Annotated in this window: 16 protein-coding genes and 1 pseudogene; 3 read left to right on the top strand and 14 right to left on the bottom strand. The window is 54.7% G+C overall.

Annotated features, from left to right (window positions below; genetic code table 11):
• Positions 1-1,077 carry an IS110 family transposase gene (locus tag FFI94_RS32200; protein ID WP_138868710.1) on the bottom strand — a complete coding sequence of 359 codons (1,077 nt, stop codon included), beginning with the start codon at positions 1,075-1,077 and terminating at the stop codon, positions 1-3.
• A 237-nt stretch (positions 1,078-1,314) separates the two neighbouring features.
• Positions 1,315-1,578, bottom strand: coding sequence for a DDE-type integrase/transposase/recombinase (locus FFI94_RS34880; protein WP_185993477.1), 264 nt, complete (start codon positions 1,576-1,578; stop codon positions 1,315-1,317).
• A gap of 485 nt (positions 1,579-2,063) precedes the next feature.
• On the opposite strand from FFI94_RS34880, the gene FFI94_RS32190 reads away from it, so the two are divergent.
• Positions 2,064-2,243: a hypothetical protein gene (locus FFI94_RS32190; RefSeq protein WP_138873887.1), complete on the top strand. Its 180-nt coding sequence runs from the start codon at positions 2,064-2,066 to the stop codon at positions 2,241-2,243.
• Positions 2,244-2,406: 163 nt separating this feature from the next.
• Here FFI94_RS32190 and FFI94_RS32185 read toward each other — a convergent pair whose 3' ends face one another.
• A complete protein-coding gene (locus FFI94_RS32185) occupies positions 2,407-3,177 on the bottom strand; it encodes an ISL3 family transposase (protein ID WP_221937822.1) in 771 nt (256 codons plus the stop codon).
• A 191-nt stretch (positions 3,178-3,368) separates the two neighbouring features.
• On the opposite strand from FFI94_RS32185, the pseudogene FFI94_RS34875 reads away from it, so the two are divergent.
• Positions 3,369-4,203 (top strand): annotated as a pseudogene (locus FFI94_RS34875) (IS481 family transposase).
• A 124-nt stretch (positions 4,204-4,327) separates the two neighbouring features.
• Here the strand turns inward: FFI94_RS34875 and FFI94_RS32170 are convergent.
• From FFI94_RS32170 to FFI94_RS32125, 10 genes are all read right to left on the bottom strand, one after another.
• Complete coding sequence (locus tag FFI94_RS32170) at positions 4,328-5,776, bottom strand: MFS transporter (protein ID WP_144298312.1); 1,449 nt, start codon at positions 5,774-5,776, stop codon at positions 4,328-4,330.
• Between the two features lie 196 nt (positions 5,777-5,972).
• The gene (locus FFI94_RS32165; RefSeq protein ID WP_138873937.1) at positions 5,973-6,383 is read right to left on the bottom strand and encodes a hypothetical protein; all 411 of its coding nucleotides are present in this window, start codon (positions 6,381-6,383) and stop codon (positions 5,973-5,975) included.
• A 164-nt stretch (positions 6,384-6,547) separates the two neighbouring features.
• A complete protein-coding gene (gene hcaB, locus FFI94_RS32160; protein WP_138873936.1) occupies positions 6,548-7,411 on the bottom strand; it encodes a 3-(cis-5,6-dihydroxycyclohexa-1,3-dien-1-yl)propanoate dehydrogenase in 864 nt (287 codons plus the stop codon).
• On the bottom strand, positions 7,411-8,259 hold the full coding sequence (locus FFI94_RS32155) for an alpha/beta fold hydrolase (protein ID WP_260684563.1): 849 nt from the start codon (positions 8,257-8,259) through the stop codon (positions 7,411-7,413). Before FFI94_RS32155 ends, hcaB begins: the two co-directional genes overlap by 1 nt.
• A gap of 68 nt (positions 8,260-8,327) precedes the next feature.
• Complete coding sequence (locus FFI94_RS32150; protein ID WP_138873935.1) at positions 8,328-9,590, bottom strand: NAD(P)/FAD-dependent oxidoreductase; 1,263 nt, start codon at positions 9,588-9,590, stop codon at positions 8,328-8,330.
• The gene (locus tag FFI94_RS32145) at positions 9,587-9,922 is read right to left on the bottom strand and encodes a bifunctional 3-phenylpropionate/cinnamic acid dioxygenase ferredoxin subunit (protein ID WP_138873934.1); all 336 of its coding nucleotides are present in this window, start codon (positions 9,920-9,922) and stop codon (positions 9,587-9,589) included. Before FFI94_RS32145 ends, FFI94_RS32150 begins: the two co-directional genes overlap by 4 nt.
• Before the next feature lie 27 nt (positions 9,923-9,949).
• The gene (locus FFI94_RS32140; RefSeq protein ID WP_260684562.1) at positions 9,950-10,495 is read right to left on the bottom strand and encodes a 3-phenylpropionate/cinnamic acid dioxygenase subunit beta; all 546 of its coding nucleotides are present in this window, start codon (positions 10,493-10,495) and stop codon (positions 9,950-9,952) included.
• A gap of 16 nt (positions 10,496-10,511) precedes the next feature.
• Complete coding sequence (locus tag FFI94_RS32135) at positions 10,512-11,870, bottom strand: Rieske 2Fe-2S domain-containing protein (protein WP_138873933.1); 1,359 nt, start codon at positions 11,868-11,870, stop codon at positions 10,512-10,514.
• A gap of 79 nt (positions 11,871-11,949) precedes the next feature.
• Positions 11,950-12,840: a VOC family protein gene (locus FFI94_RS32130; protein WP_138873932.1), complete on the bottom strand. Its 891-nt coding sequence runs from the start codon at positions 12,838-12,840 to the stop codon at positions 11,950-11,952.
• Positions 12,841-12,985: 145 nt separating this feature from the next.
• Positions 12,986-13,777 carry an IclR family transcriptional regulator gene (locus FFI94_RS32125; RefSeq protein WP_138873931.1) on the bottom strand — a complete coding sequence of 264 codons (792 nt, stop codon included), beginning with the start codon at positions 13,775-13,777 and terminating at the stop codon, positions 12,986-12,988.
• 118 nt (positions 13,778-13,895) lie between these two features.
• Here FFI94_RS32125 and FFI94_RS32120 point away from each other — a divergent pair, with 118 nt between their 5' ends.
• Positions 13,896-14,552 (top strand): TetR/AcrR family transcriptional regulator, encoded by a 657-nt coding sequence (locus FFI94_RS32120; RefSeq protein ID WP_185993482.1) that lies wholly within the window; start codon positions 13,896-13,898, stop codon positions 14,550-14,552.
• 246 nt (positions 14,553-14,798) lie between these two features.
• Here FFI94_RS32120 and FFI94_RS32115 read toward each other — a convergent pair whose 3' ends face one another.
• Positions 14,799-15,983 carry an IS30 family transposase gene (locus FFI94_RS32115; RefSeq protein WP_260684589.1) on the bottom strand — a complete coding sequence of 395 codons (1,185 nt, stop codon included), beginning with the start codon at positions 15,981-15,983 and terminating at the stop codon, positions 14,799-14,801.
• Positions 15,984-16,125: the final 142 nt, after the last annotated feature.

Genomic DNA, 16,125 nt, shown 5'->3' with positions numbered 1-16,125 from the left:
TCAAATCGCGTTGGCACTGGTCACGGGATTGTTGACGAGGTGATAGACCTCGCGGATGACGTAGCGTTTCAGGCAGCGAATGATGTCTCTTTTGGCCTTTCCTTCGGCGGTGCGGCGTGCGACGTAAATTTTGGTGGGCTCGTGAAACCGCATGCGTACGATGACTGTTCGATAGATGGCGGCATTGAGCTGCCGATGACCGCCGTGGTTGATCCGGTATTTCCCGGTCGTCGTCCCTGAGGACGCAGGGATCGGACTGATCCCGGCAAGCTTGGCCAATGCAGCTTCGGACTTGATTCGCTCCGGGTTGTCACCGAACACGATCAAAATCTCCGCTGCCGTGTCAGTTCCGATTCCATATGATTGAACGAGTTGTGGTGCAGTAGTTTTCACTAATCGTTCGATATGTTCGTTCAACTCAGCTGCTTCATGATCGAGCATGAGCCACCGGTGGGCGAGGGTTGCCAGCGTGATCTGCATCGAGTCGTCAGGACTGTCCAGATGCTCGACGGTCAACGCTGCGCAGTGACGAGCCAAGGTGATTTGTGTTTTCCCAGCCATTTCGGCGCGTAATACTTCCGGTGCATGCACCAGCATCGCTTTCAGCGTCACCATTGTCGTGGCACGCGCCTTGACGGCAGTGTCATGTGCGACTTTGAGTTGGCGAATCATCTCGACCGTTCCGTCGGCGGTTTTCGGTTCGGCGGTAGCGAACCCGGCCATCACTGCTTTCGCCGCATTCTGGGCGTCGATCGTGTCCGATTTTCCGACCAGTCGGCGTATCCGTCGATCCGGTCGGGCAACTTCGATGACGCGGTAGCCGCGACGTCGGATGAACGAGGTCAATGCACCACCGTAGGAGCCGGTCCCTTCGATTCCGAAGGCTATCGGCTGTCCGAATGACTCGGCCCACGAGAGTAACTGGATAAATCCGTGCGAGTCGGCGGGAACGCTGATGGTCGAGAGCAAACCGGCGGTGGTGTCGAATACCGCACCGACATGCACGTATTTGTGGGTGTCGATCCCGACAACAACATCGCCTGATTTCGTAGTATCTACAGCTGTGGTGGTGGCCATGACGGTTCCTCCGGAACGTCGATCCGATCTACCATGGGTTGCACACTGGCATCAGGCCTGATCGACAGGACTGTCACGGGGACGCTCGCAAACCGACCTCCAGGCTCCTTATCAAGTCAGATCGGGCGTGATGCCAGTGCCGTGCGCCCAATTAGAGGGCTGACAGATCAACGCAAAGACACTGAAAGGGTCACTCGTAACAAGAGTCAAGCCGCTCTAACTGGGACTTTGCCGAATCTACGCGCATAGACCGGCAGGAACAGACTGACAGTCGTAGCAATCGCCGATCGATCCCATTGACGGGACCAACCCCGAGTCGTGGGCCCGGCGGGTGAATGCCCACGATGTGAATTGCACTCCGTGGTCCGAGTGAATGAGTGTGCCGGGGGTCGGGCCCCTGTTCGAAATGGCCATTCCCAGAGCGTTCGTCACCAATGTCGCTGTCTGCGAGCTGTCGATAGACCACCCGACGACTCGCCTCGAAAACGTATCCTTTGGCAACAGCGCAATATATTTTACCTTCGCGGGTGGGATGTTCGGTGATATCCGTGACCCACAGCTTGTTCGGCTCGTCGCGGGTGAACTTGCGGTCCACGAGATCGCTCGCGGTGGGGGTTTGATGCTTGGAACGTGCCCGTTTGTTTCCCGGAAGTCCTTTCACACCAGCAGCTCTCATCAACATTTCGATGCAGCCGTGCCCAACAGCAATGCCGCGGCCAAGGGTGAGTTCTTCCGTGGACCCGGCGGGCACCGTAGGTGCCATGCGAGGCGGTGTGAACCTCGGTGATCAGCTGAGTCAGCCACGCATGTCGTAGTGAGCGTTCCGAGGGTGGGCGATTGCGCCACTCGTAGAAACCGGACTCCGACACCTCCAGAATGCGGCACGAGGTCTGTACCGGTAGTCCTTCCTTGGCCATCACCTCGATCGTTTCGAACCGCCTTTTTAGGCCGCCACCGACTTCAGCAATTCCGTGGAGCGCTTGGCTATGGCGAGCTCGGTCTCCAGCTCGGCGATACGACGACGGGCGGCGGCGAGTTCTTCCGCTCTCGATCGAGCTCAGCCCCGGCCTCTGACCGGTATCGATGAGCTCCTGGATACGCCAGTTGTAGATGGTCTGTTCGGTGACATCGAGACCTGCGGCGACCTCGGCGACCGTGCGTCCTGACTTCAACAGATCAAGGACTTTCCGGCGGAACTGAAGGCGGATAACGTCTGGGCATCGTGAACCTCTCTCGGGTGCATCAATGCCTGAAGTAAAACAAACGAACTCCGGAAAACTCGGGGAACATCAAAGTCCCCGGACTCGCCGTTCCGATTCAATCGAAGGTTCAGGCTCTAACTCGGGCTCCTTCTTCAAACAATGATGATGGGCTGCAACGGTTTTCTCCACTGCTTCGGCGAGGTTGTGCCACAGGTGCCAGCGGTCTACGACTTCGATCGCCTGGCGCTCCGGCACGGGCGGCTGCGGCATAGGCGCCGGCACGGTCGCGGCAGATCACCTCTGTTCCCGGATGTGCTCGCAGCCATTCCGCGACGGTATCGGCTTTCCGATCGGCAAGAACATCCACCGGACGGTGAGTATCCATATCGATCAGAACTGTGCCGTACCGATGTCGCTTTCGCAGCGCGAAATCATCGACACCGAGCACTTCGACGGTGGTCGTGGGCGGATCAGGCAGCGCTCGGACCAGGCGCAACAGGGTAGAGCGTCCGACATATATGCCCAGCGCAGATGCCAATCTCGATCCCGCTCGTCCGGCTAACGCCAATGCGATCTTCTCGACGATTTTGCGTAGCAGCGGCGTGCGTCGCACGTATCGACTGGTCAGGCCCTCGATCTGTTCGGCGAACGTTGCCCTGCTGCAGTCGTTGTTTACGCAGATGAAACGTCGTACTTGCAGCATGAGGAGACTTGGCTGGTTTCCGATTGCCGCATCTGCGAGCGTGCGCTCGTAACGACTGTGCACGCGTTTCGAGGAAACATCGCACGCCGGGCAGCTCGCTGAAGTCGACAACGGCGACGCACGAATACGAACTCCGCCTGCGGTCGCATCGACCGAATCGATGTCGATAGCCGCCAGATGCGGGAGGAAGGACACGCAGGTCACATCAGCTCACAGAACACCAGAACGATCATCTCCCGTCTTCTTCCAGTCCTGCCGGAACGACACGCGGCGCGAGGTGAGTCATCACGGAAAGTGGGCCAGAACCAAAATTCAGATGTCGTTGACAAAGGACCAACCCTGCGAAACACAGTAATGCCCCACTCACTGTCGACGGAAGACGCCGCCTGATCGAGCGGTGCCAGATTCGTCCGATCGCCACGTCGCCGCCGAAATAGGTATCTCCCGTCAATGCGCCCCCACATGAATAGACCGGTGTCGCAAATACGGTGAACTGCGATTACAAGAAAGATCCAGCGCGCCACCATCACCCGACTGCCACGGCAACAGAGGTGGTGGCCGAGATCGAATCCATGCGACGAACCGGAAATGGTCTTCCCTCCCGGATCACGTTCGAACTGCGCACCGACGGCATTGTCGTTGCCCGCCGAACAGTCACAAAAACCCTGCGAAACTAGGCCTGCACCGGCGCCGAAAAACGAAGAAAAAGCAGGCCCGCATCGGTTACACCCATCTGCACTCCTCGGTCGACGGGACCACCCGCCTGGCGTACACCGAAGCATGAGACAACGAAACGCCGCAACAGCCATCGATTCCATGAACAACGCCCGCGTGTTCTTCGCCGCACACGGCATCACTCGTATCGAGCGTGTGATCACCGGCAACGGATCGTGCTACCGGGCAGCAGATTTCACCGCTTCACTCCGCGAAGCTCGGCACTACCGCATCAAGCCCTACACACCGAAACACAATAGGAAAGTCAAGCGCTACAACCGCATCCTCGCCGAAGAACTGCTGCACTCCCGCGAATAAACCAGTGAGGAGCAAAGGCACACCGCCGTCGAAATCTGGAATGTTCCCTACAATTACTGTAAGTCTTGGAGTGGCTGGTCTGGAACTGGCTGGCAGCGTAGGCATCGTGTAACTAACGTCCGCGCCTCATACACCAGTCCTGGCTGCCTGCATTCTCCGCCGCAGCGGCCGAGCCAGCCGATTCCCTAACGCCGCGTATGCGAACTACACTGTAACAGCACCCCTTCGACGTCGCCTAAACATCATTACTGTCGACACTCGGCGACCGTTCACTGAATTCTACCGTCCATCACCATTCACACCCTGAATAATATCATCTCTGCCGATCCTCTCCCTTTTCAGCGGAAACCGCCACAGCACTAAAAGATAAAGTCGGGGAATCTTCATTCTGGTTGCGATCCCGCCTAGCAGAAATCGCGGACACGGTAGCGCCGATGAATAGGAAGGAGGCAAGCATGAGAAATCCCGAAATGTAGTTAGATTCTTTCGGCGCCGCCCCAGGAGAAACACCTGACGAAACTACCATTACCATCGCCGCCGTCCCTAAAGCACCACCAATATTTCGAAAATTGACATTCATGCCGCTTGCCACTGATGTCTGATTACTCGGCGCGGCTGATACGACCATATTAGACATGGATGTGAAAGCTAGACTGAAACCAATTCCTACAACAGCTAGAATAAGGACAAATTTCCATATCGTGTCACCTCCCACACCAAAAAAGAGCAAGCTGACAGCACATATCAGAGATCCACCGGCCAGTGTTTTATTAGAGCCAAAATAAACTAAAACTCGGCCAGCAAATATTCCTACTATAAACATAGTCACAGTTTGAGCGAAAATCACCAACCCTGACCCGGACGGCGAGAGACCGAGCCCATAACCTTCAGAAATCGGCGTCTGGATATAGGCGGGTATAACTGCCATCAGCCCAAACAAACCGGCACCAAAAAGCGCTGAAGCCAGATTTGCAACCCATATATTCTTAATTCGCATCACACGCATATCGATTAACGGGTTCGTTGATTTCAGTTCGACCCCAATCCATAGACAGCAAGAAATCATCGAAATCGAAAAGAGAATAAGAACAGAAGGGTTTGCAAAGCCCCAACTCGATATATTTGTCGAAGCCACTAGCAATGGAATCATCCATGCAGACATCAAAAGTGCTGAAATTAGATTTATACGCCCACCCTCAGGGGTTTCCGATTTAGGTATCCACCTAAATGTTGCACCAATCGACAGAACAAGAAGAATCGCTGGTGCCCAGAATAACCAACGATAGTCGAAGTTCTCCACCAAAGGTCCGCCGATAACAACACCGAAACCCGCCCACACTGCAGAGAAAGATGCGACCAGTCCGATCGATCCAGGAACAGACTCGGGCGGAAAATGAGAGCGAATTATTCCGAACGCAATAGGTAGCATTCCTCCGCCCATACCTTGGATAGCGCGGCCCACAATCATCAAGGGCATCGTTGTAGCCAAGCTGGACAGAACCGCCCCTATTGCAATCACAGCGAGACAAGCCATCAGCATTCGCCGCCGGCCCCAAATATCTCCGGCACGCCCAATAATGGGCGTGCACACAGCCGCTGAAAGGAGATATGCGATAAAGATCCACGATGCCCCCGACTGTGTAGCGCCCAACTCCCGTTGCAGATCGGGAAGTACTGGCGTCACCATGGACTGAAGGAGCGTAAAGCTTCCAATTCCGACCGTCAGAACCGTCAAGACCACCTTTGTCTGCGAAAATCTCACCGGTTCACTCTTTCCTTCTTTGGAGCATCCGAACAACACGATCGAAAATCAAATGGTTCCAATTCCTTACAAAGCAGAAGTCGACCTTGCGGATAATTTTTAGCCATTCTAAATCTATTGATAACTTATCGCTACATCAATAAATCAGTCAAAAAACCTACGGAAACTAACGCTAGATTAGCGGGGTCCGGTACGCCTAGTTATTTAAAATTGTCCACCGGTCACCGTAGCTTTCAACAGCGGTGTCGACCACGCGTCGAACTTCATCGGGATCATGCCCAATACCGACTATGTTCCAGTCCCCATTATTCGACTCGTACGACTCAAGATCAACTTCGCTCTTCAATTCCTCCACACCTATTTGATAGCCGACTTCATCATGCCACAAGTCTCTCACTATAAAACCATTAGATATACGGACACGTCGCTCGTATATCACCCAGCGCGACCCTAGATTCTTTCGTAAAAATATTTCATGAATTCTGGAATCCGATAATCGAATAGAAAATTCTTCCGCTTCCCTTCGTTCTTCAAAAACTTCAAATATAGCAGATTTACTTCTTTCCACAAGGAACAATTTCGAAGTATCTTCCGAAGGAGTGTTCATAGCATTGATAGCACCGACCTTGATATAGTCGCAAGATAAGAGACTTCTAGGGTGAAAGATAGAGGAGATCACGGGTCTTCCGACTGGCAGCGGCCTGATCTAATTACGAGAACGTTTCAGTTCGCCACCAAAGCCCAGAAGCCGAAGTATGAAGCTTTCATTCGTCATGACTTTTGCGGGGCTGACGAAACAGGGCGCTTAGGTATTCCGACGGCACTGATGTCGAATACTGCACCTGTGATAGTTGATGACTCATTTGGAGAAGCAAGAAGAACGTAGGTGTCCACGTAGTCGTCTGGCTTCGGCGCCAAATTTAATGCCGAGTATTCCTTCATCTGATCCGAGGGTGGGAGTACATCTGTTATCGACTGGTTTGACATTCCCATCGCCTGCGGTCCACTAAGGCCTGTAGCCATCCCACCAGGAGCCACAGCATTTACCCGAATCTCCGGTGCGAGCTCATAAGCTAGCTGATTTACTATTCCAACTCCGGCATGTTTCGACGCGGTGTAGAGGACGCCTCCTCCACGAGGATAGAAAGCAGCGTTCGATAAGGTGAATATCATCGATCCATTTCGGTCGACAAGGTGCTCAGCTGCTGCTCGTGCGCCGAGCAAGTACCCTTTCACATTAACATCAAACAACTCCTTGTATCCATCTTCAAGTTGATGCACAGACATATCGAGAATCGATCTGTTAAAGTCCCATATTCCAGCGTTTCCGACAAATACATCAATTCCACCGAATGCACTCACGGCCGATTCCACCGCACGAACGTTGTCGGATGCAGATGTAACATCACCGGCGATGATTCGGAGAGATTCACTATGAGATGCATAAATGTCCGCGAGTCTTTCAGGTGCTCGATCGAGGACAGTCACTTGTGCGCCCTCCTGAATGAATCGCGTTACTAGAGATCGACCCAGTCCAGACCCCCCGCCGGTGACGAGAATCGACAACCCATCAAGTCTTGCAGTCACGTTCGAAAGACCTTGGGAAGAGATTGATCGATTACTTGCGTTCAACATCAGTGCGTCTTCAAGAAATTCGATACGAGCCCGTTGAATTCACTCGCGTGCTCGAGTTGAGCCCAATGGCCGCAACGATTAAGTAAGACGAGCCTGGAGTTCGGGATCGTTGCATTCGCTCGCATGCTCCCCTCGAAATGAACTGTGCGATCGTCGCGTCCGTGAATGACTAATGTCGGAATCTTCGATACGGACATCTTCGCCGCAGCCTCGAGAAATCCGGTTGCGCCTCCACCAGAATTCATCACGTCGAGCCAGTTAGTGAGGTGCTCTGGATTGCGAAGTGCCGCCTCCGATCTCTTTTTAGCGAGCTCAGGGGTGGCATAAGAAGGGTCAAAGCACATAATCTCGACAAGGTGTTGAAAGTTTTCCGGTGACGGATCTTTATAGGTTTCGAAAATTGACCTGAGCCCCTCGGATAGGGCCGCCGGGGTCATGACATTGACCCCGTAGATACCCGCACCCATTGTGATCAGATGGGAAACGCGGCTGGGATGCTCAGCTGCCATCACCATGCCGATCCCTCCTCCCATAGAGTTTCCTACGAATGCTGCTCTATCGATACCCATAGCATCCATGAGTTGAAGCATCGCTCGACCTTGATCACGTCCAGTCCGAACCGACTGTGGGCTTGAATCACCCCATCCAGGCATCGTCACCGCGATGCAACGAAAAGAATTTGAAAGATCGGGGATATTGGCTTCGAAATTCGACCATCCCGTGGCTCCGGGTCCTGTGCCATGGATCATAAAGATCGGATGACCTTCACCGGCCTCGTTTACCTGAATCTGATAGTCAGCGGTATCAACAATGCGGTATGTTGAATCATAGGTAATTGTCTCGCTCACGTGCTCTCTCCTTAAAAATTCGAGTTCGGCCACCAAATAGGTTTTGGCGTCGATAGCTCAATAATTAGTTAAGACATTGGTACAACACTGGATTCTCGATTGTTCTTAAGAACGCGGCGTAGATCTCCAGTTCGATCACACAATTCCTTCACAGGCACTGTCACCTTTTGCGTGATCATTCGCTTGACTGCTGCAATTTCGCGCGCCGACCTCAGACCAACAGCAGCGCCAATGCGACCATCCCTGACCCAGAACCCCAGGAACTGATCGGTGCTCGCTCCATCACGCAGAATAAATGTGTCTTTCGGGTGAGCTCTCCCTACGAGTTGAAGAGTCGACCCGTACTGGTCTGACCACGCGTAGATCGGTTCGGTGACAGTGGTGGGATGCCCAGCGATTGTCGAGCCAATCGCGCTTCCGTGGCGCACTGACGAGTCCCAATGCTCAATTCTTCCCGGAACCAACAGGTCAGGATGATCCCGCACTGCGACGTCCCCGGCTGCGAAGATCCAGGGAAGATTGGTTTCACCTAACGGACCTACTGGGATACCGCTGGCGATTGTGTCGATCCCCGCGCTTCTCGCCAATTCCAGACTGGGCTCAGCCCCCACTCCTACTACAACAGTTGCCGCATCCAACGCTCGTCCATTCTCCAACCAAATCCGCTGGATGACACCCTGCGTGCCTGTCATATGCGAGACTGTCGTGCCAAGGACAAACTGAACACCGCGTTCGCGGTGCATATCAAGTAGGAACTTGGCAATCACTGGCCCAACCGAATTCACCAAAGGATGATCTGCAGATTCGACTACAGTTACATCGATTCCGTGCTCTCGCGCCACCGCAGCGAGCTCAAGGCCAATGAACCCTGCACCAACTATGACGAGCGGTCCCCTCGCCTGCAAGTGCTCGCCGAGTGCCCGCGCGTCCGCCGCATTCCGAAGCGTCAAAACATTCGATGCTGTCGCACCCGGGACATTGAGACGCCTTGCACCTAGTCCGGTTGCAAGCACAAGGCGGTCTGCGGGAAGTACTTCCCCTCTTTCAAGCTGAACCGTGCGTTTCGACGCATCAATTTCCACTGCAAATTCTCCGAGACGGAGGCTAATGCCGAGTTCTGCGTACATCTCGGGAGCATGGAGCGGAACCAAAGGGTCATCGGCAGAACCAAACAACGCCTTCGACAACGGAGGACGCTCGTATGGCATGTGAGGATCGCTATCGACGACTACTAGCCGACCAGAATACCCTCCTCGACGCGCTTCTACGGCGGTAGCAATGCCAGCGGCACTGCCTCCGACGATGACACAGCTCGCATCACGCGCGCTCACGCCGCACCACTGCTTTTCTCTGTCCGATCGCGAACAGCCACCATTACGTCCGGACCGTCAATTCGCACCTCGTAGGTACACAAGGGAAACGATGCAGGCGGGGTTAGCGCAGCCCCCGACCTGATATCGAACTTAGCGAAATGCCAGGCACATTCCACTTGATGGCCGTCGACATACCCGTCCGCAAGCGATGACTGACCATGAGTACAGGTGTCGTCGACGGCGAAATATTCGCCGTCGACATTGAAGACGGCAATCGGAGGTACCGTCGGAAGCTGAAGCGCGTCACCGTCATCCAAATCATCAACAGAACACGCACGGATCCAATGCATTGCAATTCATCTTTCGTTCGGATCTGGTTAGAAGAAATTACTCAGGTTCGCGGACTGAAGGATCGTCTGATCGAGATAGACGAAGCGCTTAGCGATCTTGAGTTGTCCGTCGACACGCCGCAAAACGTCCTCGCGCCGTCCTACCCATTCATCGATCTCGGATTTGAGCCGAGTTCGATATAGGTGAAAGTTACTGTGTGCCAGCAGTTCAAATCCACCCGCATCTTCGACCCGGATATTCGTGATGAGATGCCGTGTTCGGGATGGTGGATCCTCTGCCCATGCTGTTCCGGTTGACAATTTATCCACTCGCGTTTGCAGCTGCTGCTTGTTCTCGTCGAAGTACGCCATCTCGCCCGGCTGGGTGAACTCACGACCAATTTGACGTCGGGTCATGGTCCTTCGTATTGGCATGAAGTAGTGCACGTCATCAGCGAAGAGTTTGATCCATTCGTCGTAACGATGGCCGTCGAGAAGAGCTGCCTCCTTGTAGTAAAATTGCTCGATTTCGTACTGCCTCAACACATCACGGACTTCAACATCCGGATCAACGGGGGTCGTTTCAAGTGTCACTTTGGTTCCTTCCTCGTCAGATATAGTCGCCTGGCGTGGTGCGCGCTCGGAGCTCTTCCCAGGTAGGGTTCCGCAGCCATTCTCGCCATGAGTGGTACGTCCAGAGCTGTGCATGCTCATTGATCGGGGCCTCGATCACGGCAAGGCCGTCCTCTTTGATGATCTTCGAGGTTTGTAGGCCCATTTTGAGCAACTGAGGTACTTCACGACTTACACCCCCACGAGTTTGGAGAGTGCTCTGTGCCCAGTTTTCTCCGTCTTCCTGCTCAAGTAGACCGGCCGGGCCGAAGTAGTGAATATGACCGCTTAGTTCTGCTGCTTGTTGCTCGCCTGAGGCATTTCGATCGCGGAAGGAGTACCACCAGATCTCAGTAACACCAGGGCTGCGCGGTATTCGCAAACTCAGCTGACCACCAGCTGTCAGCCAGGTAGTGGGAAAGATGTGCGGATGGCCGGCAACTCGGCTGCCGTACCGGCCGAGTTTCTCCTGTGTCCCTGGCGTGTAGCGCCATGCAAATGGTTCCTGGCTACCGTAATCTTTCTCCAACACAGCTTGCTCCGGGCCCGAGATCGCATGTCCATACTCGCTGATCATCACAATATTGTGCAGATCGGTTGGCAGGAAAGGGACTTCGAGTCGATTTCCTTCATCGGTGAGGGCACCGCCCTCAACAAACTCGTCTGGCGGTGAGGGAATAGCGCCAACAGCGAACGCCGACATGTGCGTGATCTGTGGGTGATAGTAGTCGAAGACATTGTCGACGGTGAACTTCCAGTTCGTATTGACGACGAACTTTTGGATTCCGGGGATGACTTCCATATCCCCGCGCTCTGCGAGAAGGTCAAGACTCAATCGTCCGGTCGGCCCGAGGAAATCTTCCAAGGAGGGAGCGGTTTCGTCGAATGTCGCGAAGACGAAGCCCCTGTAGGTTTCAAGTTGAGCAACCTTCCGCAGGGGGTGCTTGGAGAGGTCCAGCTTGTCTTTGTAGAAAATCGATTTGCCAGGTACACCAACCAACTCGCCATCCAGGCCGAACGTCCAGCCGTGGTAGGTGCACATGAAGTTTTTGACATTGCCTTCTTCCGCGCGGCATACTGCATTCCCGCGGTGTGAGCATGTGTTAAGAAACGCCCTAATGCTTCCGTCTTTTTGTCGGACGACAAGGACGTTGTCGCGTCCCATGGGGGCTTCGAAGAAGTCTCCGCGCTTGGGAATCTGGGTCTCATGGCATAGAAAGAGCCAGGCTCGACCGAAGATATACTTCATCTCAAGGTCAAATATCTCTTCATCACTGAATATTCGACGGTCAATCTCGCCTCTTTCGAGAGAGACCAGATCATCGAGCTGATCTACAAGGCTGTTTGCTGCGCTCATAATTCTCCTCACTTATCGCTCAAAAGGCATATTTTTCTCGGGATGAGAGATACACGGATGCAAGGTTAAGACTTACCCGTTAATGGGCATTACTCCGGTCATGTCCCCAGAACTCGGATGAATCCCAGTTGGAAACCGTCCATGTCGCGTCATCTATCAGCTTGCCAGCTGTGCCGTATTCGATTCCGATTCCGGAAGGAGATTGGACGTAGAAAGACAGCATTTCATCATTCGTATGGCGCCCCAGACTGGCAGTGAGTGAGAGCTCACGGGTACGAACCATGTCGAGCGCCCGGCCAACTCCGTCAAGATCGTTAACTTCAAGCATGATGTGATCAAGGTACGCACCGCGCCCTTCGGGAGCGGGTCCGAATGCCAGCGAATGATGTCGTGGGTTGACATGGGTGAAGGTAATTTTGATTCCGGGGAAGGTCATGTAGTCACTAACCTGAAATCCGAGCAGATCAATATAGAATTGGATCAATTCATCCATATTCGGAGCCACAAGTACGATGTGCCCCAGCCCCAAGTCCCTACCATCAGGACCACGAGTGACGAAACTTACACCAGTCGGTGAAATGAACTTAGCTCGTGTGGTCGCGGGACCGAAATAGATTTCGGTCTGGAAACCAGCTGGATCTTCACAACGGATGAGACGTTGCACTTGCCGAATAACAGCCAAATCTGGTTCTTCTGTGACTGTTACTCCTGCTTGCTTGAGTGCGTCCGCTTGCGAATCAAGGTCCTTCTCAGTCGCGACTTCCCAGCCCACATAGCTGAGGGAGTCGTCTCCTTCTCGAACGGCTATCCGGTGATGTCGCTGGTCCATCCGCAGAAACAGAGTGTCAACTCCGTCTGCGTCCTTTTCTCGAACTGTTTGGAGTCCGAGGACCTCAGATGAGAATTCTTGCCAATCATCGAGGCTTTTCGCGCCGATTCCGATATAACCAAGAGCGCTGATGTAACTCATTAGGTACCCTTCCCATATAACGATCGTGCATTTATTAGATTCAGCCAGCAAACCGATCAAGAAGCAATATCATTGCACTCGCAATTTCTCACCAATTTACGCGCACCGATATAAGGCTCCATTTAGGTCAATAATATCGTCACCCTCAATCCATTCTATTTATATGCACACCATGTAAGGCGTGAGATAACTGATCCGCAGTTTTAGACAAAAGAGATCTATGGCGCAACAAGGTTGTTCCAGTCGCCGGCCCGGTAATTGAAATAGCTGCCACGGCAGTTTTGAGATCTATATCCATCACCGGGGCCGCGATACACGTTACGCCGAGGAAAGACTCTTCGCGGTCGATTGCAATCCCACTGTCTCTGATTCGACAAATTGATTGCTCCATCCCGCGGGCACTAGCCACCGTATAGGCCGTGAATCTGTGAAATTTTAACCTCAACGCATTGCTTACGGCATCCGGGCTTCCAAAAGCGAGAAGCGCCTTACCGACACCCGTCGAATACGCAGGTTGCCTTCCACCGGTTCGAGTCGGGATATCTAGGCTACCCAGCCCATGCATCTTTTCAACGTACAGAACGTCTGTGCCACTCAAAACCGCCAAATGAATCGTGTGACGTGTCGCTGCAAATAGCTCCGCGATGTATGGGTTTGCGACGTCCCGCAAATCACCGATTTGACCAACTTGCGCGTGATGCCCGAGCTCGAAGATGCGCTCCGCAAGGCGATAGTGCACTCCAGCCTTCCTCACGTAGCCGTGTGCCACCATCGCGGCCAGCAGTCGATGAACAGTCGATTTAGGCATACCAGAGCGCTCCGATATTTGCGAAATACGCAGTGCTGCAGGAGTATTAGACGAAGTAAATGCATCAAAGACAGCGAGAGTCCTATCGACCGACGAGTTGGGTTGCTCGGCCGCAAGTCCTACGTTCAACGGGATCCACTCCTTCCCTTCGCTTAGCTCCCACTCCCGCTAAATGAGAGTGAGCTCTGACTTACTGTAGACTAAGGTGACTGTAGTCACAACTAGCGAAAATTTTTGGGAGATATCAGTGCCTGACAACACTGCACGAGGTGGGCGAAGACACGCGGGACTGCGCGCAGACGCTCGCCGCAGTATCGAACGCATCGTCACCGCGGCCGAGAGCCTGATTTCCTCACGCGGCCCTGAAGTCACACTTGAGGAAGTTGCGAGAGAAGCAGGAGTCGCGCCGGCGACGCTCTACCGGCACTTCCCCAGTCGAATGCATCTATTCGAAGACATGTATCGCGGTAAGACCGCGGCTTTCGCCGAGCGTGCCACGGATCTCGCCTCGAATCTCAGCCCCTTAGATGCACTAGTCCAGTGGCTGAGAGAGTTCATTGACCTGTGTATTGAGTCGGATAGTTTTCTGTCTTCACTACTGGGCCAAGGCCTCAGAGAGACCGATCCAGAAGAAAACCTCAGATGGGGATACAGCAAGATCGTCATGGCCGCCGAAGGTCTTCTCGTGGAGGCTCAACGCACGAAGGCTCTGAGGCCAAGCATCAATGCCAGCGAGTTGATCGTTCTGGTTTCAGGAGTAGCGCGAGCAATCGAATTGGCATCACCTTCTAGCCGAATAGCCCCTAGCGGGGCGATGCGTGACCGATTCTTGATGATCATCCTCGAAGGCATCCTCGAACCCTCTGAGGCAGTCTCGCTGGCACACCCGCCGCATCCGTCGTAGTCAGTATGACCGCGGCAGGACTTACTGCCCCTACATAGTTGTGACTGAATTCCTAGTACGCACGCTGGACCTGAAATTGTGACCCGCACCGCGTGTCAAGACGCGGAATCGGACGAACTGGCGCGGCGCGCACTCACATCCACCGTAAAGCCGAGCCTTCAGCTGCTCTTTGTCTGCATGCCAATCGACTTTCTTTCTGTCGACGGCAGGTGAAAACTGATCAAGGTACGGCACCTTGGGTTCTAGTCAACGTCGCAACACCGACGGATTCTGTGACTCTAGTAGAGCCGTGAACAACTCTGTCGGACAACGGTCTTGGAGGACGACCCTGGGACGGCTGTTGAGTTCGTTCTCAACGGCCAGCAGATGCTCCGGCGAGTGGATGGCGAGGTCTGTTCCCTTCGGGAAGTAGTCACGCAACAGTCCGTTGGCGTTCTCGTTCGAACCGCGCTGCCACGGGGAACGTGAATCGCAGAAGTAGACCGGTGCGCCCAGCGATCGCGCGATCGTAGTGTGACGGGCCATTTCGGAGCCCTGATCCCAGGTGATCGACCGCAGTAACGCCGCCGGCAGATCGCGCATCCGCGCGGTCAGCGCCGCATGGAGAGAATCGCCGTCGCGGAAGGGAAGATGCAGCAACCGAACCATCCGTGTCTGGCGCTCGACGAGCGTGCCGATCGCGGATTGGTTGTGGGCGCCGGTGATTAAGTCACCTTCCCAGTGCCCAGCTTGCGAACGGTCCTCGGGAGGGAATGGCCGTTGATGAATGGTGAGCATCGGCTGCTCGAATCGCGGGCGGCGTAGCTCTCCGCGCCGCTGAGCACGCCGGTGATCACGGCCGGTGCGCAGCGGTGACCGCCGCTGCGGGGCCAGCGGAGAGGGCCGCAGTAAAAGCGATCCGGGCTGGTAGATGGCCCGATAGATGCTCTCGTGGCACAACCACATCCGCGGCTCGTCCGGGAATCGCGCCCGCAGATGCCGGCTGATCTGCTGCGGACTCCACCGCTGCGACAACAGTTCCGCCACGACCCGCTGTAATTCTGGTGTGATCTCCAGACGTCGCCGATGCCGCCGGGCTCGTCGGGCCGTGGCACGTCGGTGGGCCTCGAACGGCCGATAATCGTTGCCCGTGACTGCGTTCCGGCGAAGTTCGCGCGAGATCGTCGAGGGCGACCGCCCCAACCGGCCTGCGATCGCTCGGATACTCAGTCCCGCACGGCGTAGATCGGCGATCTCGATGCGTTCGTCTTGGGACAGAAACCGGGCACTGATCTCACGTACCGCCAGCCGCTCCAAAGCAGGTACGAATCCTACGGCCGCACCGTTGCAGTAGGTCTTGTAGCCGCGCGACCAGTTGTTTCCGGTGGTTCGGGATACACCGACCTCGCGGGCAGCCGCGAGAATGCTCCACCCGCGGCCGCGGAGCTCCATGAACCGCTGACGCTTGGCCGACTGCGGACGACGCCCCGGCCCCTTCTTCACACGACGAGATGACGACAACACAAACTCCAGATTCTAGGCAGAAGTGTTGCGACGACCGATAGAAACCGCCGTCACGGGCATGGGCGCTGTG

The sequence above is a fragment of the Rhodococcus sp. KBS0724 genome (assembly GCF_005938745.2).
In the GTDB taxonomy this organism is placed as follows: domain Bacteria; phylum Actinomycetota; class Actinomycetes; order Mycobacteriales; family Mycobacteriaceae; genus Rhodococcus_F.
This window is presented reverse-complemented; position numbering and strand designations above follow the sequence as displayed.

What these genes read in the sequence shown, in the direction of transcription:
- FFI94_RS32200 (WP_138868710.1), bottom strand. Translation starts at nt 1,077, where the DNA reads ATGGCCACCACCACAGCTGTAGATACTACGAAATCAGGCGATGTTGTT.
- FFI94_RS32190 (WP_138873887.1), top strand. Translation starts at nt 2,064, where the DNA reads ATGGCGAGCTCGGTCTCCAGCTCGGCGATACGACGACGGGCGGCGGCG.
- FFI94_RS32165 (WP_138873937.1), bottom strand. Translation starts at nt 6,383, where the DNA reads ATGAACACTCCTTCGGAAGATACTTCGAAATTGTTCCTTGTGGAAAGA.
- hcaB (WP_138873936.1), bottom strand. Translation starts at nt 7,411, where the DNA reads ATGTTGAACGCAAGTAATCGATCAATCTCTTCCCAAGGTCTTTCGAAC.
- FFI94_RS32145 (WP_138873934.1), bottom strand. Translation starts at nt 9,922, where the DNA reads ATGCATTGGATCCGTGCGTGTTCTGTTGATGATTTGGATGACGGTGAC.
- FFI94_RS32135 (WP_138873933.1), bottom strand. Translation starts at nt 11,870, where the DNA reads ATGAGCGCAGCAAACAGCCTTGTAGATCAGCTCGATGATCTGGTCTCT.
- FFI94_RS32130 (WP_138873932.1), bottom strand. Translation starts at nt 12,840, where the DNA reads ATGAGTTACATCAGCGCTCTTGGTTATATCGGAATCGGCGCGAAAAGC.
- FFI94_RS32115 (WP_260684589.1), bottom strand. Translation starts at nt 15,983, where the DNA reads ATGGAGCTCCGCGGCCGCGGGTGGAGCATTCTCGCGGCTGCCCGCGAG.